The sequence below is a fragment of the Acinetobacter sp. YH12112 genome, assembly GCF_013418945.1.
In the GTDB taxonomy this organism is placed as follows: Bacteria; Pseudomonadota; Gammaproteobacteria; order Pseudomonadales; family Moraxellaceae; genus Acinetobacter; species Acinetobacter indicus.
Genome location: NZ_VPBA01000003.1, coordinates 71105 through 95258, shown reverse-complemented (window position 1 = coordinate 95258; position 24154 = coordinate 71105). Strand labels below are relative to the sequence as shown.

29 protein-coding genes and 1 pseudogene are annotated in these 24154 nt (G+C 42.9%); 24 read left to right on the top strand and 6 right to left on the bottom strand.

What is annotated here, in order from left to right; genetic code table 11:
- Positions 1-12 precede the first annotated feature (12 nt).
- From FTU50_RS01895 to FTU50_RS01790, 22 genes and pseudogenes are all read left to right on the top strand, one after another.
- Positions 13-384 carry a head decoration protein gene (locus tag FTU50_RS01895; RefSeq protein ID WP_180069351.1) on the top strand — a complete coding sequence of 124 codons (372 nt, stop codon included), beginning with the start codon at positions 13-15 and terminating at the stop codon, positions 382-384.
- 10 nt (positions 385-394) lie between these two features.
- On the top strand, positions 395-1375 hold the full coding sequence (locus FTU50_RS01890) for a major capsid protein (protein WP_180069349.1): 981 nt from the start codon (positions 395-397) through the stop codon (positions 1373-1375).
- Positions 1376-1385: 10 nt separating this feature from the next.
- Positions 1386-1829 carry a gp436 family protein gene (locus FTU50_RS01885; protein ID WP_180069346.1) on the top strand — a complete coding sequence of 148 codons (444 nt, stop codon included), beginning with the start codon at positions 1386-1388 and terminating at the stop codon, positions 1827-1829.
- A 7-nt stretch (positions 1830-1836) separates the two neighbouring features.
- On the top strand, positions 1837-2334 hold the full coding sequence (locus FTU50_RS01880) for a phage virion morphogenesis protein (RefSeq protein WP_180069344.1): 498 nt from the start codon (positions 1837-1839) through the stop codon (positions 2332-2334).
- Positions 2309-2731 carry a hypothetical protein gene (locus tag FTU50_RS01875; RefSeq protein ID WP_180069341.1) on the top strand — a complete coding sequence of 141 codons (423 nt, stop codon included), beginning with the start codon at positions 2309-2311 and terminating at the stop codon, positions 2729-2731. The genes FTU50_RS01880 and FTU50_RS01875 overlap by 26 nt, the downstream gene beginning before the upstream one ends.
- A 9-nt stretch (positions 2732-2740) precedes the next feature.
- Positions 2741-2911 (top strand): hypothetical protein, encoded by a 171-nt coding sequence (locus FTU50_RS01870; RefSeq protein ID WP_171294530.1) that lies wholly within the window; start codon positions 2741-2743, stop codon positions 2909-2911.
- Positions 2911-3672 (top strand): hypothetical protein, encoded by a 762-nt coding sequence (locus FTU50_RS01865; RefSeq protein ID WP_180069338.1) that lies wholly within the window; start codon positions 2911-2913, stop codon positions 3670-3672. Before FTU50_RS01870 ends, FTU50_RS01865 begins: the two co-directional genes overlap by 1 nt.
- Positions 3673-3781: 109 nt before the next feature.
- The gene (locus tag FTU50_RS01860; RefSeq protein ID WP_180069335.1) at positions 3782-3982 is read left to right on the top strand and encodes a hypothetical protein; all 201 of its coding nucleotides are present in this window, start codon (positions 3782-3784) and stop codon (positions 3980-3982) included.
- 134 nt (positions 3983-4116) lie between these two features.
- Complete coding sequence (locus FTU50_RS01855; protein WP_180069332.1) at positions 4117-4686, top strand: hypothetical protein; 570 nt, start codon at positions 4117-4119, stop codon at positions 4684-4686.
- Positions 4687-4736: 50 nt separating this feature from the next.
- A complete protein-coding gene (locus FTU50_RS01850; RefSeq protein ID WP_180069329.1) occupies positions 4737-5297 on the top strand; it encodes a hypothetical protein in 561 nt (186 codons plus the stop codon).
- Positions 5298-5356: 59 nt separating this feature from the next.
- The gene (locus tag FTU50_RS01845; protein WP_218951731.1) at positions 5357-8470 is read left to right on the top strand and encodes a tape measure protein; all 3114 of its coding nucleotides are present in this window, start codon (positions 5357-5359) and stop codon (positions 8468-8470) included.
- Positions 8470-8871 carry a hypothetical protein gene (locus tag FTU50_RS01840; RefSeq protein WP_180069326.1) on the top strand — a complete coding sequence of 134 codons (402 nt, stop codon included), beginning with the start codon at positions 8470-8472 and terminating at the stop codon, positions 8869-8871. Before FTU50_RS01845 ends, FTU50_RS01840 begins: the two co-directional genes overlap by 1 nt.
- A pseudogene (locus tag FTU50_RS01835) lies at positions 8871-10269 on the top strand (hypothetical protein); the annotation flags it as partial. The gene FTU50_RS01840 and the pseudogene FTU50_RS01835, both read left to right, overlap by 1 nt.
- Positions 10270-10963: 694 nt before the next feature.
- Positions 10964-12583 (top strand): hypothetical protein, encoded by a 1620-nt coding sequence (locus tag FTU50_RS01830; protein ID WP_180069323.1) that lies wholly within the window; start codon positions 10964-10966, stop codon positions 12581-12583.
- Positions 12584-12636: 53 nt separating this feature from the next.
- Positions 12637-13890, top strand: a complete 1254-nt coding sequence (locus FTU50_RS01825; RefSeq protein ID WP_180069320.1) for a hypothetical protein — start codon at positions 12637-12639, stop codon at positions 13888-13890.
- Positions 13887-14153: a hypothetical protein gene (locus FTU50_RS01820; protein ID WP_180069317.1), complete on the top strand. Its 267-nt coding sequence runs from the start codon at positions 13887-13889 to the stop codon at positions 14151-14153. The genes FTU50_RS01825 and FTU50_RS01820 overlap by 4 nt, the downstream gene beginning before the upstream one ends.
- Entirely contained in the window at positions 14150-14536 is a 387-nt protein-coding gene (locus tag FTU50_RS01815) for a hypothetical protein (protein ID WP_180069314.1), read from the top strand. Before FTU50_RS01820 ends, FTU50_RS01815 begins: the two co-directional genes overlap by 4 nt.
- Before the next feature lie 17 nt (positions 14537-14553).
- Positions 14554-16632, top strand: a complete 2079-nt coding sequence (locus tag FTU50_RS01810; RefSeq protein WP_180069311.1) for a hypothetical protein — start codon at positions 14554-14556, stop codon at positions 16630-16632.
- Complete coding sequence (locus FTU50_RS01805; RefSeq protein ID WP_004973696.1) at positions 16625-16855, top strand: hypothetical protein; 231 nt, start codon at positions 16625-16627, stop codon at positions 16853-16855. The genes FTU50_RS01810 and FTU50_RS01805 overlap by 8 nt, the downstream gene beginning before the upstream one ends.
- Before the next feature lie 58 nt (positions 16856-16913).
- A complete protein-coding gene (locus FTU50_RS01800; RefSeq protein WP_180069307.1) occupies positions 16914-17282 on the top strand; it encodes a hypothetical protein in 369 nt (122 codons plus the stop codon).
- Between the two features lie 5 nt (positions 17283-17287).
- Positions 17288-17863 carry a glycoside hydrolase family 19 protein gene (locus FTU50_RS01795; RefSeq protein ID WP_180069447.1) on the top strand — a complete coding sequence of 192 codons (576 nt, stop codon included), beginning with the start codon at positions 17288-17290 and terminating at the stop codon, positions 17861-17863.
- Positions 17860-18255: a hypothetical protein gene (locus FTU50_RS01790; RefSeq protein ID WP_180069304.1), complete on the top strand. Its 396-nt coding sequence runs from the start codon at positions 17860-17862 to the stop codon at positions 18253-18255. The genes FTU50_RS01795 and FTU50_RS01790 overlap by 4 nt, the downstream gene beginning before the upstream one ends.
- A gap of 209 nt (positions 18256-18464) precedes the next feature.
- Here FTU50_RS01790 and FTU50_RS01785 read toward each other — a convergent pair whose 3' ends face one another.
- On the bottom strand, positions 18465-19451 hold the full coding sequence (locus FTU50_RS01785) for a site-specific integrase (protein ID WP_180069301.1): 987 nt from the start codon (positions 19449-19451) through the stop codon (positions 18465-18467).
- A 744-nt stretch (positions 19452-20195) separates the two neighbouring features.
- On the opposite strand from FTU50_RS01785, the gene FTU50_RS01780 reads away from it, so the two are divergent.
- Entirely contained in the window at positions 20196-20414 is a 219-nt protein-coding gene (locus tag FTU50_RS01780) for a hypothetical protein (RefSeq protein WP_005179105.1), read from the top strand.
- A 100-nt stretch (positions 20415-20514) separates the two neighbouring features.
- Here FTU50_RS01780 and FTU50_RS01775 read toward each other — a convergent pair whose 3' ends face one another.
- Positions 20515-20697, bottom strand: a complete 183-nt coding sequence (locus tag FTU50_RS01775; protein WP_005179103.1) for a hypothetical protein — start codon at positions 20695-20697, stop codon at positions 20515-20517.
- Between the two features lie 660 nt (positions 20698-21357).
- Here FTU50_RS01775 and FTU50_RS01770 point away from each other — a divergent pair.
- A complete protein-coding gene (locus FTU50_RS01770; RefSeq protein WP_005179101.1) occupies positions 21358-21576 on the top strand; it encodes a hypothetical protein in 219 nt (72 codons plus the stop codon).
- Positions 21577-21618: 42 nt separating this feature from the next.
- Here FTU50_RS01770 and FTU50_RS01765 read toward each other — a convergent pair whose 3' ends face one another.
- The 4 genes from FTU50_RS01765 to FTU50_RS01750 form a co-directional block, all read right to left on the bottom strand.
- Positions 21619-21909, bottom strand: a complete 291-nt coding sequence (locus FTU50_RS01765; RefSeq protein ID WP_005179099.1) for a hypothetical protein — start codon at positions 21907-21909, stop codon at positions 21619-21621.
- 132 nt (positions 21910-22041) lie between these two features.
- Complete coding sequence (locus FTU50_RS01760; RefSeq protein ID WP_075166959.1) at positions 22042-22392, bottom strand: hypothetical protein; 351 nt, start codon at positions 22390-22392, stop codon at positions 22042-22044.
- A gap of 216 nt (positions 22393-22608) precedes the next feature.
- Positions 22609-23304: a hypothetical protein gene (locus FTU50_RS01755; protein ID WP_180006401.1), complete on the bottom strand. Its 696-nt coding sequence runs from the start codon at positions 23302-23304 to the stop codon at positions 22609-22611.
- Positions 23305-23390: 86 nt separating this feature from the next.
- Positions 23391-24089 carry a putative quorum-sensing-regulated virulence factor gene (locus tag FTU50_RS01750; protein ID WP_005179094.1) on the bottom strand — a complete coding sequence of 233 codons (699 nt, stop codon included), beginning with the start codon at positions 24087-24089 and terminating at the stop codon, positions 23391-23393.
- Positions 24090-24154 lie beyond the last annotated feature (65 nt).

Genomic DNA, 24154 nt, shown 5'->3' with positions numbered 1-24154 from the left:
AGGGGATAACTCATGACAGTTACTTTAGGAAAACCAACATCGGCATGGCTTGCAAATGAACTTGATGGCAATCACCGTCCAAGTCGTGAAAACGTAGTAATTGCAGCATCTCAAGAGCTAACAGATGGCACTGTTGTGTCGCTAAACGCCAACGGACAAGCGCAAATTTATGGCGGCACAACCGATGAAGTTGCTGCGGGCATCTTTGTGGGTGATGCGGTAACTACAGGCGCAAGCGAAACAGGTGCAGGCGTAATCGTAGCGCGCACAGCAAAAGTGGTTGCTGAGAATCTGAAATTTAAATCAGGTTTAGCAACTGCAAAACAAACAGCAGCATTAGCGGACCTTGCGAAGTTGCACATCACAACAGTTCGTTCAGCATAGGAGCTTACGCATGGACCCTATTTTTTCAACACAAGAATTATCTGCTGCAATCAGCAACCTGCCTACTCGCATCGGCAATCCTGGTGATGTTGAGCTATTTCGCCCAATTTCAGGCACAACCAAGTCATTTGACATTGAGTTTTACGCTGAAAATTCAATCTTGGTACCTACAACTGCATGGGGTGGTGTAGCGCCTAAAAACTCAAGTGGCGTGCGTACTGCTGAATCGTTTGCAATTCCACACATGCCGCTTGAAGATGTTGTTTTAGCATCCGATGTAATGGGTGTACGTGCTTTTGGTTCGACACAAGCTGAAACCGTACAAGGTAAAGTGCTTGATAAGCTTCAATCTATGAAAAACAAGATTGATGCAACTTTGGCTTATCGTCGCTCTAAAGCAAAGCAGGGTATTATCCTTGATGCAAACGGTGCGACCATTGTGGACTATAACGCCCGCTTTGGTGTGCAACAGCAAGTTGTTTATTTTGATCTTGGTACAGCAACCACAAACGTGTTGGCGAAGTGTCAAGACGTGATTGACCTTATTGAAGATGGTTTAGGTCAAGAAATTTACTCATCTATCGAAGTTGAAGTAGATCGTACTTTCTATGATGCGCTTACTAGCCATAAAAACGTGAAAGAAGTGTTTTTAGGTTGGTCGGCTGCTGAACAAAAGTTGGGTCGTTCTAACACGTCAGGCTTTGAATTTGGCGGCTTAAAGTTTATTGTGAATCGCAACAAAGTAGGTGCTACACCTGTGATTGCATCAAATACGGGTCACGCTTACCCACGCGGCACACAAGACGTATTTATGACTGCTTTAGCGCCTGCTGACTTTAACGAAACGGTCAACACTTTGGCACTTCCTTATTATGCAAAACAGCGCACGCTTGATTATGACCGTGGTTTTGGCCTGCATGTTCAAGCGAACCAGCTGCCAATCGTCGCCAAGCCCAAAGCATTGGTGAAAGTGTCTGGTGCTGCATCTTAATAGGTGATTTATGTATGCAACTGAAGCAAATTTGGTTGCACGGTTTGGTGGTGAAATTCAAGAGCTAAAGTTGATGCATGCAAGTACATCAACTGCGGTTGAAGATGCATTACAGGACGCAACGGAAGAAATTAACGGCTACATCGGTGGTCGTTATGCTCTGCCGTTGCCAAATGTGCCAAGTAATTTAGAGCGCATGGCGTGTGATATTGCACGCTATCGTCTCTATTTCCAGCAACCGACAGAGGAAGTGCGAAAGCGTTATGAAGATGCAATCTCATTTCTTAAGTTGGTAGCTACTGGTAAGGCTCATTTACAAATCCAGGATGCAGAGACCAACCAGATCGTAGACGACCAACCAAGCAAAAAACCTTCAACCATGCCGATTGGTACCAGTTATACCGGTGGGGTTTTTGGTGATTCCATCTTAAGCAAGATGCCAAGCATCAAGTGAGGTGCGTATGGCCTTCGCAATAACCATACAGTCTGACAGCTCACCGATTGAAGCAGTCTTTGCGCACTTGAACCAGTTTGAAGCCGACAAGTCAAAGCTTTTTGATGAGATTGGCCAAGGATTGGTTTCAAGTATAGATGAGCGCTTTCTTGATGGCCGGGATGTGGACGGTAATCCGTGGAAGATGTCATGGCGTGCAATGGTGCAAGGCGGTCAAACGCTGCGTGATACCGGGCGCTTAATGAACTCTTATACGCATAACGTTTTGTCGAATGGTGTAGAAGTCGGCACCAATGTGGAGTATGCAGCATACCTTCATTATGGTGCGACGATCATGCCCAAGACTGGTCAATACATTACGTTTGCTGTGGCTGGCCAGTACAGAAAAGTGAAGCAAGTCGTTTTACCACCACGGACTCAGCTTGGGTTAAACGCTGAAGATGAGGAAATGGTTTTGTACATCGTAGGAAGTTTTATAGATGACTACATTCTTCGCGGTGCGTGATGAAATTGCTGAAAAGCTCAAGGAGATCCCGGAGTTTAAGCAAATCTATACGCCACAGAACTCGACCAATATCACAGAAATGTCGCAACTGTCCCCATCGGCCCATGTGAACTTTGTGCGTATTGATTTAAAGGACTCAAAAGGAAACAGCAAGCTCAACCAGATCGGGCAGCAATGGGCGGTTTCTGTTGCATGTCGAAATGCACAATCACAGTTGAATGACGGGCGCGCCGTGGCAGATGAGGCAGGAGCATTAACTGAAAAGGTTATTCGGCTTTTGGCCGGGTGGCAGCCGGTAGCTTCACGCATTCCATTACGGTTCTTATCAGTGCGAGATGGTTACAGCTCAAGTTTTGCATATATCACTATCATTTTTGAATCCGAAAAGTTTATTTAAGGAGCCATCATGGCAAAACAATACAAAGCATTAAAGCCGGTCGGCCGCTTTCAGCAGGGTGACATTGTAGGCGGTCTGGCTGATGCCCAGATTAAAGAATTACTGGCCAAAGGTGTCATTGAAGAAGTGAAAACCACGGCTGCTACAGCAAAAAAGGCATCTGCAGGGGATACTAAGTAATGAGCACAAATTATATTTCACTCCAGGGTAAGTTTTACTTAGCCAAAATTACAGCGGGCGTGGCAGGTGCTATGCGCCACATCGGTAACGTGCCAGAGTTTGAACTGGAAATTGGTGCAGATGTGCTGGAGCATACTGAATCAACCTCTGGGATGCGTACGACTGACTTCACGATGGTGCAGACTACTTCAGTTAACTTCTCTGGCCAGCTGGAAGAGGTGAACAAAGAAAATCTGGAATACATCGTTTCTGGTACCAATACGGACGTTGCTTCGGAAGCTGTCACCGATGTTTCACTGGGCACCGTAGCCGCAGGTGAAGAAATCAAGCTCGATGGCTACAACCTTTCAGCTGTGACATTCAAAGACTCTACTGTCGGCACACCGGTTACGCTGACTGAAGATCAGTACACGCTTGATGCCAAGTTTGGCACCGTTACATTTAACGATGTGGCAGGCCTGACGATGCCGATTCTGGCGTCATATACCAATGGTGCGGTGTCACATACCACGCTGGCGTCGAACTTCAGTGAAGAGTACGAGCTATTCTTCAAGGGTATCAATACGGCCAATGGTGAACACATGGCTGTGCGCTTATGGCGTACCAAGAAGTCACCAGAAACTACGTTCCCATTGATTCATGAAGAACTGGGTCAATATGCAATCTCCGGTCAGGCATTATCGGACGTTACAAAACAAAGTGATGCAACGCTTGGGTTATACGGTCATATCGTAACTATTCCAGCAGTTCAAGCACCTTAAAACCAACACAGGCACAAGAAAACTCCACGACGCATAAGCGTCTTTTTTTGTGCCTGTATTTTTTACCAATGTTATAATTTAGGCAGAATTATAAGCATTGGTGAGAATAATGGTTGAAATGGATCCATGTGTTTTTGAAAGAAAAGTCCGAGATCAATTATTTAAACTCGATCTGCCGGACCATGAAAAAACCGCAGCATTACAGGTATTATGCGGTTACTTGCCAGGCGAGGCATATTTAACATCAAAAGGTGAAGCTATCGAAGCTAGTGTTAATGGCGATTTAATAATAAAAATTAAGCGCAGGTGAGAAGATGGATATAAACAAAGAATTGCTCATAGAATCGATTGAATTACACCTCCGGGATTGTCATTTAGATAAAGAACAATACTAAAGATCAACTAAGACCGCCATTAAGGCGGTTTTTTAATTGAGACCCTGTCATGAATGATTTTTTCTTAGCAGATAATCGCACGTTTCAAATTGGCGAAATTGAAGTAAAGCAGATTCAGGTGAAGTCACTGGATCTATTCTGTAGACATGCTGAAACAGTTAAAGAATATTTAAAAGACAAAGATTATTCAGATGAAATTTTGATTGAGTTATTTAAGGCTCACACGGTTGAAGTAATTCAAGTCTGCGTCATGACCACCAATTTAACAGCAGACCGTATTTTTGATGTGGCAAAGGATCAGGCTTTGTTTTTAGATATGCTGCGTGCTGTATTGACTGTGAATACTGCATATTTCAAGCCTGAAAAACCAAAGCGTGGCAGCAAGTCAAGTAACGAGAAAAGCACTTGGTTTGATTCGTTCCAGTATTTAATTGAGTCTGGGCATCGTCACGATGACATTATGAATATGTCATACGGTGCATATCTGCAGTATGTAAAAGCCGCACAAAGAAGTGAGCTTAGAAAAATGCGGTCACAAGTCAATTTAATGCGCTCAGCACAACATGCTCAAAACCGTGAATTTAAAAAACTTATGGAAGATTTAAAAGTTGTTGATTGATTAACCAATTGTTAAAATGCCTGAAAATTATATAAATTTTGAGGGGTGGTATGAAGTATTTACTGATTGGCATATTGGTTGTGATTATTGGTGCTTTTTATTTTATGCACCAAAGCAATAAGGCAGATGCAGAGAGATTGAAGCAGGCTGAGATTGCTCATCAACAAAAATTAGAATCTGAGCGCGCCGCAGAATTAGATAAACAACTTGGTGGTACTGCGATTAAAAAAGAAACCATTCAACAAGTGGTTGATGCAAAGCTAACTGAAAACCCTGAAGTTACACCTCAGCAGGCGAACGAGCTTAATAAAATCATTTTAGAGTGGACAGATGCTGCAACAGTTGCAGGAGCAACGAGCAGAATTACACTATCCCAGCCAGTGGCAAAAATGCAGGAAATTAAGCGAAATATATCATCAAAAAAATATCAAGGCTGCGCTGAGTCAACACGCCTTTTATACGTGGATGCTATGACTACCAATATTGATGCATACCTAACCTTTATGCGCGGCAGTGAGCATGAGTTGGATGCAGCCACAAAAATGATTGATTATAGAAAGCAAATTGAATTGGCTGAATCGGAAAAAAAGAGTTGCGCTGTATTGAATTGATTTAATCAAAACATAACCCACTTCGGTGGGTTTTTTAATGCCTGAAATTTGAGGTCATCATGTCAAAGAATTTAACTTTCAAGTTGGTAATGGAAGCCGATACCAAGGGCTTTATTGGCAACATGCATCAATCTGAAAAAGCAGCAAAAGAAGCATTTGCTGCCTTAAAGAATGGTGCGGCGTCGGTTACAGGGAATACTGAAGGTGCTACCAAAGAGATTGATAAACTTGGTACACAGTCACAAGAAACAGCGCAACAAGTAAAGCAGCTCGATAAAGAGCTTGAAACAACCACTCAAGAATTAAGTCAAACAGAGCAAGCATCTAAAGGTGTATCTGGTGAGTTACAAGGATTAAAGACAGGGTTTAATGCGCTTACTGGCGCTTTGGCTGCGCTTGGTATTGGTGTAACGGCAAGTGAAATTGCACAAACTGCAGATGCTTATAAAAACCTATCTGGTCGTATTAGCATTGCAATTGGTGACCATGGCAACCTAGAAAAAGCCATGGACGATGTTAAAAACGTCGCAATCGCAACCAACTCAAACCTTGAGGCAACAGGTGAGCTATATGCACGATTAACCAAAATCGGGCAGGAAATGAAATGGCCGCAAGAGCAGGCTTTGGCATTAACTGAAACCATTAACAAAGCAATTCAGGTCGGTGGTGGTTCTGCGGCAGCAAACGAAGCAGCAATTACACAGCTTAACCAAGCTTTAGGCTCAGGTGTTTTGCGTGGTGATGAATTTAACTCCATGATGGAGCAGTCACCACGCTTAGCGCAGGCTTTAGCGGATGGTCTAGATGTAACGACTGGCAAGCTGCGTGAAATGGCTGGCGAAGGAAAACTCACAACAGAGGTGGTAACTCAGGCGCTTTTGAGTCAGTCAGAAAAAATCACAGCCGAGTTCGATAAATTCCCTGCCACCATTGGCGCTTCTATTGAAAACCTTAAAACCGCTTGGACTGTATATATTGGTGAGGCGGATGCCGCAACAGGTGCAAGTACTAAGGTCGCTGAGGCAATTAAGTTTGTAGCAGAAAACCTAGACACAATTGTATCCACGCTAACATTGGCTGGACAGGCGTTCATTGCATACAAGGCACTAAATATTGGCTTGGCTTTTTTAGATAAAGCGAGAAGTGTTCAGGCTGCATCAACTGCAATCACGCAAGAAACAGCAGCCATCGTTACGAATACACAAGCGCAAATCGCTAACGCCAATGCATCCAAAGCGAATGCAGCAGCAAAAACACAATTGGCAGCAAATAGTAAAGCCGTAACTGCATCTACTGCAGCAACAGGTTCAAGCATCATGACTTTGGTGGGGCGACTTGGCACCCTTGGCATTGCTATTACTTCGCTTGGGGTGATGGGTGGCGCCGTTGTCGGAATGCTTACACCACTTGGTGAGTGGCTGGGTGAGGCAATAGCTAAAACTGAAGATTATGTTTTTAATAACGGTGAGTTGGCTAAGTCACTTGAAAAGCTTGAGCAGCAAGAGTTACTTGAAGCTGCGCGCGCAAAAGTTGTTGCTGAAGCTAAAGCTGAAATAGCGGCAGCAGCCGAAAAGAGCCGTGATAAAACCTATCAATTGACCGAAGAAACCAAGCTGCTTATTCAGCAATTTGAAGAATTGATCGCGAAAGGTGAGTCGGTCAAAGACGCATTAGAAAAAATCTCTAATGCCATGAAATTTGACTCAACCAAAGGCATAAATGATGCGGTCACATCCCTGATCCTGCTTAAAGAGCAAGGGAAAATCACTGGGGATGAGTTACAGGAACGATTAGGCAAGGCGCTTGATGGCAAAGACTTACTGGTTTTTGAAACTAATGCCCGTGCTGCTTTTGCGGGTACAGCTAAAGAGGCCGAGAAGTCTGCGGCATTAACTGAAGCGGTTATGCGTGCAGCTTTGGAGCGCACTGGGTTAAGTACTGAGCAACTTCAGGGGCGCTTTTCAAAGACATTCCAATCATCTGCAAATGATGTTCAGATTATTCTGGATAAGTTGGATGAATATAAAGCCAAGGGGATTGATACAGGGCTTGCTCTATCCAGTAACTTGAATAAGGCAATTGATACAGCTCAGACACGGGCTGAGTTGGACTACGTTAAAAGTAAATTACTGGAACTTGAGCGACAGGGCATCATCACTGGTGAGCAGGTTGCGCTTGGCTTGAGTAAGATTGAGCAAAAAGGCGGTCAATTACCTGCGGCCTTAGAGCCAGCGATTGCGGCATTTAGTGCTTTGGGCATTAAAACTAAAGAGCAACTTAATGATGCTGCTATAGCCGCTCAGAAAAACTTTGATGTGGTCAGTAAGAGTGGCCAAGCCACAGCTGAAGGTATCAAACAAGCCTATACAAAAATGCTCGAAGCTGCGATTGCTACAGGTGATAAGGCACAGATTGCCTCAGTGCAAGCCAAGGCTGCCAGCCAAGGTCTACGCGTCGAAATCGACGAAACAGGCAAAGCTTCTGTTAAAGCGATGGATGAATTAACCGAAGCCAACCATCGTGTACGTGAATCAGCGCGCCGTATTGGTGATGGCTATCGGGAAGCGGGGCAGATTGCACGCGAAGAAGCCAATGCAGCGCAAATCGCATGGAATAAAGCATCTCAGGAAGCGGCTCAGAAATGGGATGCTGAAATGAAACGCCAATCCAAAGGTTTAAGCGCGGCTATCTCGGGCTATCAATCCATGAGCAAGAACGATGTAATTTCTCAGATTAAAAGCATGGGATACAGTGAAGATCAAGCCAAGAAATTGGCAGGGTCAATCTGGTCACAAGCCATGGCTACAGATCGTGATGCCAAATTTGCTGCATACGGCAAAGGCGGCAACTTGGCGATGAATAAACTCATCGAACAAGAATTTAATAACGCTGCAGCGAAAGGCTTAACGACACAGCACGGTACCAACAAGATTAACGAATTACTGCGTAATCTTGATGTGAGAAGTACGGGCAGCACGCCAAAGGTCAATGACTATGTACCTGATATTTCTGAACCAAAAATCCGCGATCTGCAGAATGATGCACCAACCAAAAACGTGCGCTTTGAGTTTGTATCAGGCGGCAAACGCTTTGAAATGCAAGGCTCGCAGGAAGATGGAGACACGATGGAAAGCATCTTGCGTGAATTTGAAATGCTGAAAAAGGCAATGTGATGAAATTAATACGCTTAGCAACATCCGAAACCGTCTCATTAGAAGACGGTTTTTTATGGTCTGACGAATTTGAATGGAAGCCAAAAGAACAAACCGTGGAGCGTGCCATAAGTGGTGCGGCCATTATTCAGGAAGGCATCAAAGTCGGTGCTCGACCTATCACTTTAACACCCGATAACAACCGTGGTTGGGCAAAGTTAAGTGATGTGCGCAAGCTACAGGAATGGTCGGCTTTAAGCGAGAAGTTTCGCTTGCAGTTTGAATGGCCGCATGACAATCGGCAATTTGATGTGATTTTTAATCATCAAGATACAGCACTTGAGGCGGTTAGCGTGTGGGGTTCACCAGCGACCAGTTCAGATGAAATGATGCGTTTAACGCTAAGATTTTGGAGCGAATAATGGCAATTGAAACAAAAGACTTGGTGCTCTATAAATCGGAGCGATTAACTGACACAGACGATGGTGGCGGTAAATATTCAGGTCAAGTCATCATTGATGGTCAAAGTAATAACTTGTTCAATGACGTGTCAGAAATGGATCGAACCATGGGTGATGTATCCATGCGTAAAATCTTTCCTGCGGTGATTACCGAAGATACAGACGCATTGATGGGTGCAACGGTATTCATCTCTGAAAACCCGCAAGATCCAAACGTGTCAGCATTACTGTTCAGCACAAAAAACTGGACAGATGAACGCCGTGGTGCCCAAAACCGTGTAGAAAATTACTTGGCTAAAGGTGGACAGATTGCAGGCACGCCATTAGACACTCATTGGCAAGGCATGAAGCAGTTGCAAGTGGCTATGTTTCCGCAAGAAGCGGAATCCAGTGTGGGCGATACCATTGTTCTAGTCAGTGACGAAGGTGGGGCGCTTGAATTTGAGCAGTATGTGCGTATCACGAAAGTTGAAACACGCATTGCGATTATGGTGATTAGTGGTCGAGAGGTGCAATATAAGGTGGCTACTTATACAATTAATGACCCGCTTGAACGCGACTTTACTGGTTTGAGTGCTCGCCAGTGGTATGACGGGCAGGCATCAAAAACCATCATTCGTGAATCACTGGTCGCAGATACAGGCGAATATTGCGCATCGGTAAAATTAGCATCAGATGCGCAAGTGGGTGAGTTCACTGTGAATGCGTCGAGCATGTTCACACAGCTGATTCCATCGGCACAGACTGAAACCCCGATTATTGATGTGAATGCTGCAGGTGAGAGCATTATTTTGGTACCAGGTAGCGACGGTACCATTACTGCCAACTTTCCAACCACCGTGGGCGTCAGTCAAAACTTGTATTTAGGCTCAAGCGTGATGCCGTCAAGCATTGCGTTTACATTGTTTGGTCAGCCTGTGAGCGACCAAGGTGGCTTGCTTAAAAACAGTCAAGGCACACAAGTTGGTACGATTGATTATCAGCGTGGCTTAATCCAGTGGACTTCTGCTGCGGGTGCGGGTGCAACTACTTTAGAAATCACTTTTAAACCTGCTGCTGCACCAAGACAGTATTTCCAAAGCTATGCCATTCCGGTGACTCAAAATAACCAAAGCACAAACTGGACCGGAGTTTTAATTCCGATTCCTGCACCTGGTGCACTTTCGATTTCTTATATGTCGCAGGGCAAGTTCTATGAACTGAAAGATGATGGCTCAGGTCAATTAAAAGCTTTAAGTTCGTCTTTTGGTTCAGGCATGATCAATTACGAAACTGGCTCATGGCTATTAACGACTGGTGCCTTGCCTGATGTAGACACACCAATTCTGCTGAACTGGGGTACACCGATTGCAACCTATCAGCGAGCTGATTTGCCTGTATTACCCGCCAAAATACCATTTGAGCTTGACCATCAAGCAGTTGCAGCAAGTAGCCTAACTATCAACTGGATGTTGAGTGGTGTAGCTAAGTCAGCAACATCGAATGCAATGGGGAATTTAACTGGCGATGCAACTGGTTTTGTGAATAGTGCTTTAGGGATTGGTGAAATCATACCGAATGAGTTGCCGCAAAAAGGCACAATATTCACCATTACTTATGACTATGGCGACAAGAAAGAGCAAGTCGTGCCACCAGTTATTCCAAACGCAAGTCAGCAGATCAATTTTACCGTAGGAACCGGCAATGCATTACAGCCAAACTCTGTGATGCTAGAAATCCCGCTAACATCAAATTTGGGTGATCAGGTCACACTGGTTGTTGTTGATGATGGGCTTGGAAATCTAAAAGATGGCTTTGGTACTACACAAGGCACAATCAATTACACAACAGGCGCTGTGGTAATGACTCCAAGTATTGTCACTGGCTACTTCTATGAAAAAGAGGTGGCTAAGCTGCCAGTAAATAGCGCAACCACCGCGACCGTCAAAATAGGTTCTAGTAGTAGCTCTGGGTCCCCATCGGTAATCCCATCGGTAACTGGAACCGCTGTAACGCAATACAAAATTCAAGTCAATCCGTGGGCTGGCTATGTTTCAGCATAATAGGTGAAATTATGACAATTTATCAGTCGCAACCAAGTAATGTGGTGCTTTCAAGTACGACATATAAAGCCTATAGCGAAACTACTGGAATTAAGGCTCATTATCGAGATACATCAGGTATCAATAGCTCAACTGAAACCGTGCAAGCAGATACAATGAAATTTGATCTAACTTATGGATTTAGTGAGCAGATTTTATCAGGATCAGTACGATTTAAACTGGGTGACAGCACCTTCATTGACCGCGATGGTTTGATTTATCGCGACATCAATCCGAGCAACGGCAGTGGTATTCAATCTGGCTTGATTCGCCTTGGCACTGGTGAGATTGAATTAAGCTCGTGGACACCAGGGCAAGCCAATTCATTGACACTTGAGTCGCTAATTACCACAACCGATCTACCGCCAATCAATAAAATCAGCTTTAGAACACCAATTATTCCAATTCGCCCACAGTCGATGACTATTGTGGTGACATCGCTTGAACATGGTCAACTAACACTGACCGCTGATGAAAATGGGGTGATCGAAACCAGTCGGGCGCATGGTCAGGTCAATTGGGATAATGGCTTTGTCACGATTTACTTCTACACCAAAACCAAAATTACCGAAGCCAATCGGACTGAGATTGAAGCGAATGATTGGTATGACCCGCTGCTGGAATATCAGGATGGAGTCGATACTTATATTAATGTGCCAGTTTGGATTGATGGTTCATCGGTGCGATATAACGCAATTGCTTATACTTACATTCCGCTTGATTCTGAAATTTTAGGCTTGTCTGCAACACGTTTGCCCCTTGATGGGCGTGTACCAATTTTCCGAGTTGGTGACATTGGCATCGTTAGTTCAAGCAAAACTCAGGAATTGCCAAGCCATATTGCAGGGCAAACCTATGACTTAAACGACCAGCGTATTTCATGGTGTGAGCTTGAAGACAGTCAAGGTACCAAAGTGCCGTTTGATATGTATGTGGTCGATTATGACTACGGCAAAGTCACTTTAAACGGTGATTTTTCGCTAAATACTTTGGTTGCACCAATTTTGGCCAAGTATCGTTATCAGGACATGGGCTTAATTCGTGATGTGCAGATCAGCGGGCAGCTAACTTTTACCAAGCCTTTAACCCACAACTACGATGCTGCGGATACGATTGTTGGCTCAGCATTGGTCATTGGTGACATGCAATCGCGCTACACACGTAAATTTGTGCAGCAGTCATGGAACAATGCTTGGGCAGATGAAGCCACAGGTGCGGGTATTTCAGCCAACTATAACGATGCGTTATATCCAATTGCTGTGACCAACAAGGGAGCTATTCAGGAACGCTGGGCGTTGATCTTCACTGATGCACAATCATTCCGCTGTGTTGGTGAGTATTCAGGGCAGATCGGCACAGGGAGTGTAAATATTGATTTTGCACCAATTAATCCTGTGACCGGCTTGCCATATTTCACAGTGAAAAAAGAAGGTTGGGGCGCTGGTTGGGCAAACGGTAACGTGTTGCGATTCAATACCGTTGCGGCAAACTTCCCAGTTTGGGTGATTCGCACAGTGAAACAATCTGAGCCGACTGTCATGTCAGATCAGTTTCAGATCATGTTGCGTGGTGACATTGACCGCATTGTCTAAAATCTAAATCAATTACGGCCGCTTTGAGCGGTCTTTTTTATGAGTAAATAAAAATGGCAGGACTTGTAAAGCATTATCAAAATACGATGAAAGGCATTCCCCAGTTAACAAATAATTGGGGAGCAATGATTAACTTGCTTGATGCTGTTCTGGTAAATGGGTTTAACCATGTCACTATTCTTGGGATCACAAAAGCTAATACAACCTCGATCACTGCAACAATTAATCTAGGAAGCGATCATGGTTTCATTGATCGTCAGGTGGTGCGAATTGCTGGTTCTACGAATGGTTGGGATGGTGATTATAAGGTATTAAGTGCAGATACAAGCTCAATTACAGTTGAGTGTACAGCCGAGCATCCGAGCAATATTTTAGGTACAGCCAGTTGCTTTACAGCTCCACTTGATTTTGAAATTGTGTACCAGACCCAGAGCGAATCTACAGAATCAAAACGAGCATATCGCTCAACAGATCCTGAATCACTTGGTTTAATTCTGCTTGTGCATGATTTTTGTGTGAGTGGAGCATCCTCAACGGGAGCTAAATTTGCAAAGGTTGGCATTGTGTCTGATATGTCGGATATTGACACAATCACTGGGAGCCAGATGCCATTTGATCCTGGGATTCCAAATGCAAATTGGGGGTGGGATGGTACATATCATGGTTGGGCTAAGTGGTATTACAAAACTGCGAATGGGGCGGTGACATATTATGCTGATACGGCATCTCCTTCTAATAGCGGTGCTGAATTTTATATTGTGGGGGATGGGGTTAGTTTCATTTTAGATGTAAAAGCGGCAGATACTCAGCCAGTGTATACAGTTGGCGGTATTTGTGAGTTTGTTGATGCAACATATTTAGCAAAAAATTTAGCACTTATTGCGCAAGGTGTGCAAAACAAAATTGCTCAAAATTATTCATACTTTCAGCAAGGAAGAAATCCAATTCTTTGGACGAGTGTCAATAATAGTTATATCGGCAAAGTGGATAAAAATCTCAATATCTCACTTTGGAATAATGATCTTGGAATTCAGAGTGTATCGAACGCTAGCGAGGGATGGTGTTTACTTAAACCATCAATAGGTATTAACAGCGTCACAAGCAGTGATACGGCATTTTTTTCAAAATTTGTAATTTCGGATACTAATGGAAAGGTTCGAGGAATTCTGCCATTTTTACGAATCTCGTCTTTAGCAACTACTACTGAATCGTTTGATTCAGGTGTTGGTAAGTATGTGTCTCGCTATTACCAGTTAGCATCTAATCAGATTTTCATTAAGCATGTAATTCTAATGGAGCAACAATGATTGATCTTGATATGCAAGCAGGCCGAACAACCATAGCAAAAACAAAGATTGTCTCAGGCTCAACATTTGAAATGGGTGTGCCAAAATCAAAACATGTGCGTATCTATAGTCGAGTGAGTGGTGCTTTAATCGCATCAACTAGAAGTGATAAAAATGGTGTGTATAAAGCATACCTACCGCTTGATGCATCATACACAATCGTTGCTATAGATGAGCACAAGAAATTCAACGCAGTCATTCAAGATAACGTGGTGCCAAAATGAGTAAAACATCAGTCAAAGCTCGGCTTGCTATGATTCAAGCCTTTTCAGAGTTTATGGATAACGGTAGCCAAAGTGCTACCGTTATTTTTTATGAGGGCGCGCAGCCTGCTGATACGTCAATTGCAGCAGATTCAAACAATGCTCTAGTCACTTTGGTATTTCCTGAACCCTGCATTAAAGAAACCACGCCAACTTATGTTGAATTACATCCAACTGACACAGGCTCGGTGATTAAGACTGGCACAGCTACATGGGCGCGTATTTTTAACGGTGCAGGCGAGGTGGCAGCGGATATAACTGTGGGTGCAGATATATCGCTTGCGAATACCAATTTAGTCGTGGGCGGCACGTTGTTTATCCAGTCCATCAAACTCAGACCGTAACTAAAAAGGGTGCTCATGTGGATTTTAAAAATAAGCTCGGCACCGTTGATGCGCACAACCTAAACCTAAACTTCAAGCCTGAAAATACCGATAGTCATAACATTATTCTCAATTTTGAGCATCTAGCCGATGGCTCGACTAATCTCAACTTTGGGGATGATGTATCTGCGGTAATCGACACTGTTTTAGAAACTAATATTGGTTTTGAAGTCACAGCCATTTATACAGACAGTGGTGTAAATACTGCAGTCATAGACACGATACTTGATACTGAGTTTGGCTTTGAAGTTGTCGCAGTCTTTAAAGAAAATACCGATGTCATCGGGCAGATTGATACTGTCTTAGACACCAGTTTTAGCTTTGAAATTGTTGCGGAATTCGCTGAAAACCTATGTACGATTGATACTGTTTTAGATATCGAGTTTCAATTTCAAATTGATGCTGTATTCGATATTAATCACATCGTCGGTGTGTCTTATGCATTTGATACCAGTTATCAAAAGGCAATCGCTGCTTTAAGTGTCACAGCAATACCATGGGCAAAACCAATTTTAAGAGTCTCAAACGAGGCTCTTTTTTATGACCAAGGTTTGGTGCTTAGTCAGCAAGCTATGGCGGGTTTTGATCGCTCAAATTCACTTGCGCAAGCAGTCAGAATTGAACATGAGAAAGCCACAGGTCTGCAGACTGATGCATATTTAGTTTGGCAAGCAGGCGACAAGCGATTCATTCATCAAAGCTACTTATCTGATGAAACGCTGAAACTGCGTATCAATCGAATCACAGACTGGCACGAAATGATTCGAAAGCGTCGCAATATCACGTATGCGCATGAAGTGGCCCACGTCTTTGAAAAGCATTTCACATTTGAGTGGGATAAGGGTTTAGAGCTTATCACGACTGATGATTTAGCGTGGGAAAAAGCCAAGGCGATTCATTATCGTAAGCATCCAATTCAACCTTGGCCAAAGCCTGAATTGCCGCAATATGAAGGCACAGGTGATTTAAATTTCGTTTGTTTATGTCATGAAGTTGATGCGCATAACGTCATTTTAAACTTTGGGGTTGATGACTGTATTCCCGCAATTCCAAATCAAAATTGGTGGTATATCTTGAATAGTTTATCTGTGACACGGCTTGATAATGATGCAGAAATTTTAGTGTATGACGGCAATTATCGTACAGACCGCAGCAGCTGGTCATGGTCATATAGCTTAACTGTGCCACATACTGAAATTTCAAAGCTTGAGCCAATCAATGGACAACCTGTAATTCTTAAAATTCTAGTCAACGGGCATGAACATCACATGCTGCTTGAGAATCGCACACGTTCACGCAATTTCGGCAATATCACTTATACGCTCACAGGTCGCAGTCAGACCGCTTTACTTGATGCACCGTATGCGCCTTTACGCTCGTTTTTACAAGAGAATGAGCGCACATCGGTACAACTTGCTCAAGCTGAATTGGATCGTGTGTTTAGCAATACAGTGCTGAATTGGCAATTAATTGATGACTTGGGCTGGATCGTAGCAAACAACAGTTTAAGTTATTCAAAACTTGCGCCAATCGCTGCGATCAAGCTGATTGCGGAAAGTGGCGGTGGTTTTATTTATAGCGAAAAGGGTAGCAATACACTTTCAATTAAACCGCTTTATAAAAAGACATTTTGGGATACATTCACAGTTGATGATTATGACCGCTTAGTGCCTGATTCACTCGTTACCAGTCAGTCCACAGACTATGAGCTTTATCCTGATTACAATGGCATCACGCTGACAAACGATAGAACAGGCAAGCAAGCGCAAGTCAAACGAACAGGCACAGCAGCAGACGTGCTATTGCCACCTGAAAACAATCCTTTGTTTGATGTGGTGAGCATGGGGGCATTCGGTAAATCTAAGTTGGCCAAAGCGGGTATGGTTGAAACGCATACATTAACTATGCCGATTTCTGCAGAAGTGGGTGAGTGCGCACCTGGGGAAGTTTTTGCATTTAACGCCGAGTGGTGGGGCATCGTTGAAAGTGTCAGCGTGTCATTCAGCCATGCAAAGGTGAATCAAACTGTCAAAGTGGAGCGTGTGAATCGTGAGTAATGCACTGCAGCGGTTGATTGATTTAATGCCTAAAGCGCCTGAGTTTGTGGGGCAAATCACGCATGAAAATCATCCGAATTATAAAGTTTTGGTTGTAGATGGGTCGGGCTTGGTGATGTGTACCAGTACGACTCGATACAACGTAGGTTCAACGGTTTTCATTTCAGATGGGGAGATTAAACGCTTGGCGGCAAGCGGTGATGTAGTTCAGATCGAAGTGTGAAAATTTAAATTGAAGCAAGCGTCCGAAAGGGCGTTTTTTTATGTCTGGAGAAAAGACAATGCAAGAAAACACGTTACCGTGGGTCATTAAATTAGTTCCAGCAGTTGTGGGGGCAATCCTTGCTTTAGTGCTTAGCGGGGATATTGATAAAGACGGGAAAATCCAAGTCACGTTAGGCGTGATTGGTAAATTCTTATTCAGTGTGTCGGTCAGTTTATATGGCGGTGCGGCATTCATTGAATACTACGAATTAAGCCAGTATTCACACATGGCACAAGGCTTTGTGATGCTGATTTTTGCTGTATTTGGATTATTGACGATTGGTATTGCTTATCAGTCGATTGCGCTCATGCACGGCAAGTCGCTTGCAGAAGTAATTGCGGAAGTTAAGTCTGCGTTTATTGCGATTGTAGGGGGTGGTAAGTGAATAAGATGCAAATCAAAAAGCTGCAAAAGTCCGTTGGTGTGCATGACGATGGAATCATCGGGCGTGGCACCTTGACCGCTGTATTTCGCAAGCTTGGTGCTTCACAGAGCCGCGCTGAAGAACTTGGACTTGCTGCCAATATTCATTTTCGCACGTATGGCATATTAGAAAACTCGCTTCGCCTTATTCACTTCTTAGCACAGCTTGCACATGAGTCGGGCAACTTTCGTTATATGGAAGAAATCGCATCAGGTGCAGCTTATGAAGATCGAAAGGATTTAGGCAATACACAGGCGGGTGATGGCAAGCGATTCAAGGGGCGTGGGCCAATTCAATTGACTGGACGTGCCAACTATCGTAAATACGGTCAGCAACTCGGCATCAACTTTGAAAACAATCCTGAAATTGTAGCCATTCCAAGTATCGGCCTTATGGTTGCTTGCAAGTTCTGGTCTGACAATGGCTTGAATGCTTTAGCTGACAAAGATGATGTGTTGACCATCACACGCCGGATCAATGGTGGTACTAATGGTCTGACTGATCGTAAAGCTCATCTGGCTAAGTTGAGGGGCTGGATATGATAAAAGCCTTCATCGCTAAATTTTACGAAGCCGTTATTATCTTTTTGACGGCTTTTTTATTGCTGGCCTTAATTGGTTTAGGTGTGCAGACATGGCGAGCCAATCATTGGAAGGAAAAGTTTTCTGGTGCTGATGTCGCATGCATTGACCGCATCAATAAAGTGAATCAAGCCTATCTAGATGCACTCGATGCTTGGAAAACTAAAGTATTCATTGTTGAAAATGAGCTAGAAGCCGAGCGCAATAATATAAAAATTCAATTCCGAGATATAAAACATGAAACTGAAAAAGTTATTACTGAGCGCGTCTATTCTGAGTGCAAGCTTGATGATGCAGGCATGCGTATCGCCGAAGCCGCCCGCATTGCCGCAAATTCCAGCCAGCCTCCTTAATCCATGCGATCAGCTTAAAGGTTTGAATAATGGCACTATGGGGGAGTTGCTGACTCGCTATGTTGAACACATGGAGCAATATGCAGAATGCTCAGCTAAAGTTGATGCTTATATCAAGATTCATAAGCCCTCTAAGTGAGGGTTGCACAGCTCATTCAATTACGACGAATGTGAATGTGGGGATATGTGTGAAGGCTCTTTGATAGGCCTTAATCCAACCTATTTGCAATCTCGCTTGCGGTTGCATTGTAATAAATCATAAGACTTCTTAAGTCTTTGTGGCCAATCATTCTCGCCAAGTCTAAAACTTCGAGTTTTCTAGCAAGTCTGGTGCATGCCTCATGTCGTGAGTCATGAAAGTGCAAATCCTCAATTTCACACTTATCCCGCAACTTTCGCCAAAGCGTATCAAAGCTTGAGTCTTTCACGGTGAACACATGATGGCTCCCAATGCCACGCATGAGTTCAAGCAACTCAACTGCGCGTCTCGATAGCGGCACATGGCGCTTAGTTCCGTTCTTTGTCTCATTCAGTGTGACATATCTGTCTTTCAAGAAAACTCGATCCCAAGTTAGTCCGCGTATTTCACCAGCTCGCATGGCGGTCTCAAGCGCAAGCAAGAAAGCAATCATAATCTGTTGAGTGATGTTCTCTGGCGGCTGATTATCAAACTCTGCGGCCAGACAAAGCCTGTAAATTTCATCTTCCGAAACGCGTCTGTCTCGATGCGCTGGCGGTGGTGGCATCTTTAAATCACTCATTGGTGACTCATAGACCCATTTCCATTCTGTGCGTGCAACAGTGAACAGGGCAGACAAGATATTTCCCTCGCGTCTAACAGATGCTGGCTTAATCGTCTTAAGTCTGGTATCTCGCCAAACAACAAAGTCATCCGTTGTGAGCTTGGCAATGTGCTTTTTGCATATTTTCGGAAAGTTTTTCTGAAACGCTTTGAATCGCTTAATTTCGGAATCACATCCTTTGTGCTTCGGACACACTTCGGCTATATATCTCTCAATTGCACAATTTAATGTATAATCAGGAAGCTTTCCGCGTGATAACTCTCTTAATTCAGTTTCACGTTTTGATGCCCAAGCGCGAGCCTGAGTCTTAGTGTCAAATGTCGCACTTTCCCGAGTACCATTTACACTAATCTCAGCGCGCCAGGCATTGCCCCTTTGTCTGAAAGTGGCCATAGTTTTCTCTCTAAATCAGGCTGGCGTAATTTTGGCGTAATTCATTTAGAAGGAATAATAAGGAATAATGAGAAAAGATGTAACTAGCGACCACCAAGAAGCCAACTAAACCAATAATAATAAAGAAAAAATTAGATAAAATGAGCAAACAGGACAAAACACGAAATTTGCAAAAATGCCCGCCGGGCGCACCAAATTCTGATCAATAAAAAACTATAAAAATTACCAAGATTCAATCATTTAAAACTCTTTACTTCAGTTTTGAACCAAAATCCTTTCCATAATCTGGCTTGAATAACGAATGCTGAACCATCATCGTAGGACAGTGCTTATTGGTCTGCCTTTCTATATTTGGTTAAAAAGTAGTCATTGAACTGCATTTTCTTTGCATTTTTTATCTTTATTTTGATTAAAGAATCATCCTTTCTAGATTTTTATCGCCTCATCACCCACAAAATAGAAACATCCGTTTTAAGCTTTAAACAGGACAGAAAGGCTGAATAAAAAACCTGTTTAATCAGAAAAAATCTCGTCGCTATACCAGATCAGTTTAGTGAGATATAGAAGCACCTAAATTTAAATAATCTATATGATTTTAAAATATTTTTTCTTTATATGACTGGCATTGAGATGGCATATCAAAAATAAGCATAACTGTCGGATGAATTCGCCATAGCCGGAAGCGATTTTTCAGCCTATAAATGTCGCAGGGTAAATTACTAAAACACCATAAGAGTCAGAACAATGGGTTATATCGTTAAATTAATTCCTGAAGAAGTCTATTTTGTGCCGAATGATCATGAAATTGGCATGACAGAATCGCGTGAAAAAGCAATTGTAGAGGGTCTGTTTTTCGAATATGCCAATGCGCGGGCAAAAGTCAGGCTGTTTAATAAAGACCTGGTTGAAAATATTGATTACATCATTGAATCGACCAGCGAAGATCCGGTGCAACTCAAGTAAAGCTAGACATAATCCAAGAAAAATAATCACAGAAAAAGGACGCTGAATTGAGCGTCCTTTTGATAAATAGGGGATCAATGAGTCGTATCTAGCTTATTCATTATGGATGATTCGGTTCCTGATACACAATCAGGGCCGTTAAAATAGGAACTGCGAAGGCTGGAATTAACAGCATAATCCAGTACTCGACGCTTGGCATGTTGCTCAAGAATTGATACACGATAAAACCTAGACCTAAAACTGCAAACAGGCAGAATGCAAACAGAATAATAAATTTTTGCATCTTCAATTCCTCTTTTTAATTTAATGTCTCAAGTCCACTATAACGGATAACGCAGAATTTAGAAAAAGACTTATGTTTCATTCTGTTGCCGGCGATTGTTTGCTATCAATCTAGCGATAGAGCAGGGTGAAAATGAGAGCAGATGCGCTGAGAAAAATAAGGCTGAATTTCACGACAGAAATATAATAAGCCTGATTAAGTTTTGTTCAATAGGCTTTTTGCTATACAAATGCTGAGAAATGTTAGAAGGCTTGCCAATCCAAGCCGAAGGGGACTATAGTGAACCTACAGTAGGTCGCAAAACAAAGACGCTACGATGTAGTTGGACGGATCAATGACAGCTTGTTGAGTTTGTAACTCTGGTTCAAACAATAGATCTAGCACTAGCCTTCCAACATAAAAAAGCTCGCAGCAATGCGAGCTTTTTCTTGCTTAAAATCACGATGAATTGAGCGTCACATTGAGCAAATTGTTAAGAATAAGAAAAATCGGATAAAATGTTAAACCATAAAAATCAATCACTTATTTTTAATTATACTGACCTAATAAAGCATAGAATTAACATTGTCAAACAAATTAACAACTCTGTTTAGTCAAACTTGAATCAGCTATGCTATAACAAATTGTCTTCAAGAAAACCAATGATAAGAGGAAATAACCATGAGCCAATTAATTGATATTAAAGTAGAAGATCAGTATCAGCACCGTTATGATGCCAAAGCACAGCTGCGTCAGATTGCTGAAAATGCCAAAACAGCTGAATTGCCGTTATTTAAGAAAATTGACCATATTATTGTCGAGGATGAAATTATCCTGCCAAGTATTGAATTATTTTTTGAAAGCCAGAAGAGCAATAATATTTATAAAATTATTGAATAGAAAGAAACTTAGCATTTGCTAAGTTTCTTGTTTTAAGCTGGCCTAAGCGGTTTCAAACTGATTCAGCACATGCGCCAACAGTTGATAAAGCGCCAGACGATTTTTATTGGCCTGCTCAACTTCTGTTTTATTTAAGCGGATTTCTTTTTTCAAACGACCTTGTGTACGTTGTTGTACACAGACATGCTGCGAAGATACCGGATCATTTTTAAGCGTTAATTGTGGGCCTTGATGATAATGAAACAAGGCATGTAAACATTGATCCAAGCTCGGATAAAAATGAGAAATGGTTAAGGCGGTGAGGTTCGCAGACTTAGGAATATGCCGACTCATACGTCTTTACTCTTTATTTATAAGTGACCTGATTCTAAAAGACTTGTGCCCATTTTGCATGCATAAAGTTGTAAAAAGCGATGCCTGATCTTCAAAGACTTCAAAACAGGTGATGATTTCACTCTAACCGCTTTAAATCAGGCTGACATCCACATCGTATTTATGAAATTCCTGTAAAATGCTGCGCAGCATCTGTTGGGCGGTTTCATCTGCGGCGTTCAGGATGATTTCCTGATTGCGAGTGCTATCGAAGCATTCAATCGCCTGAATCAGCCAGCGCTGTTCATGTTCGGTGTTGTGAATGATGATACGGCGGGGCTGTAACTGTGCGGAAACCTGACGTGGAATGACATGGGTAATGGCCAGCTGAATCTGCTTGAGTTCGTCTTTAGGACTTAAAAAGGTGATGACCCAGTTTCCGACTTTGCTGAGTTGCATCGGATTATCAAAGGGTTCAAATTGCAGGTAGTGCAGGGCAGACATGCTTCATTCCCAACAGAATACAGAGCTGTTGTTATGCCGTGCTGTGGCCAATCTCACTATTGGTCTTAAGTCTTAGTGTTTTAAGAAAGGATTGCTTATTTTTAATTATTTTTCTAAAAGCTGAACAATAACCGCTATTTATAAAGGTTTTTAGCGCATATAAAGAAAATTCTTAGATGAAAAAAGACTTAAAGCAAAGCAAAATTATATGAATCTTCAGGCACTTTGCAGGCTCTGCAGCGAAAAGTTAATCTGCTGTAAAGCATGGTTCAGTTCTTTTGGTGGCAAACGCGATTCCTGTAATTCGGTAATCCACTGCATTTGACACAGTTTCAGGCTACGAATATCTGGTGCGGCCTGAATGCGGAGAATAAGCTGCTTGGCCATTAGTCCACAATAGCGCTGTAACAAGCTAGCCATTAATTGCTTGGTGTCTTCAAAGCTCAAGGCAACCAGCGGTTCTGGCTCTGGTTCCACTTCTGGTGGTACTTCAATTTCCAGGACCGGAATTTCTGGAGCAATCGCGGCGGGTTCGGCTTCAGCCACTTTGGCTGCTGAAGACGGGGCAATAATATGTTCGACCCATTTTTCCACCAGTTTTGGTACCGGCGTATTTAAGGTGGTTTTAATTTCTGAACGTAGGGTAGAGGCTGCTTCACTTTGCGGTTCGGCTTGAGCTGGCACCAAAATTTCTGCTTCGGCTGGCTCGGTCGCAGCAGAGCTGATTAAACCCATCTCCAGTAATTGTTCAATTAATTCTGGCGTAGCAATACGCTGTTTAAACTGGTCGCCCAATTGTTCGAAATCTTCGGTCCCAATTAGCACCAGAAGACGGCGTTGACGTGCATTCAATTGCAGCTGGCGTTGTTGCAGGGCGTCAATGCCCAACTGTGTTTTATGATAATGAATCATGCCTTAATTTATTCCCCAAATAAATTAAGGCTGACTATAAAGAATGAAAATTACACTAATATGAAGGGTTTATGACATTGTTGGGCTTAGAGTGTGACGATGTTGGCGTTCTCAAGGGCTTTTCTTAAATAAGGGTCAAGTTCATCCTGACGCAGCAACCATTGGATATAATCATTTGGTAAATCGGCAATGGCCGTACCACGATGCTTACCAAAACTCATGACGCGTGGAATACGGGCGTCTTCAGATGCAGCATATAAGGCTTCAATACTGTCAATTTGCAGATGATGCACAATATGCATCAGGATATTGGCGGTCAAAATAATATCCATATCGGCCCGGTGCGCTTTTTTAATCATATCGCGGGCTTTTTCGCTGCCTTTGCTAATCATGTAAATTAAGGCAGAAATGTTGTGTGCTTCAACATCGGGCCAGACCAGACGCGCCAGAGCAAGGGTACAAATCGCCTTAATATGAGAAGTATCAACACCGCATTTTTGAATAGCGCGAATGTCATAATCAATATTGTGACCAATGATATACAGCGTTTCTTCAGGTAGGCAGAAGCTGGTGTAATGCGGCTGATCAATCAGGTCGGATTCCAGAATATGATGCACGGCCATCGCGGCATAGGAAATCGGTTCATCGACCTGATAAAACTGGTCAAAAATTTGCGATTTATCCAGGCTGATTTTGCCCTGTTGTAATTGAATGGGCGCATAGGCAACTTCGATCGGATAACCATTCAGGGTATGGGTTTCAGTGTCGAGAATAATCGCGTGCATGTGCTCATTCGCTTGTTAAGGGATTTAAAAAGCAATCTAACACTATCATGTTGAAAGTTACAGGG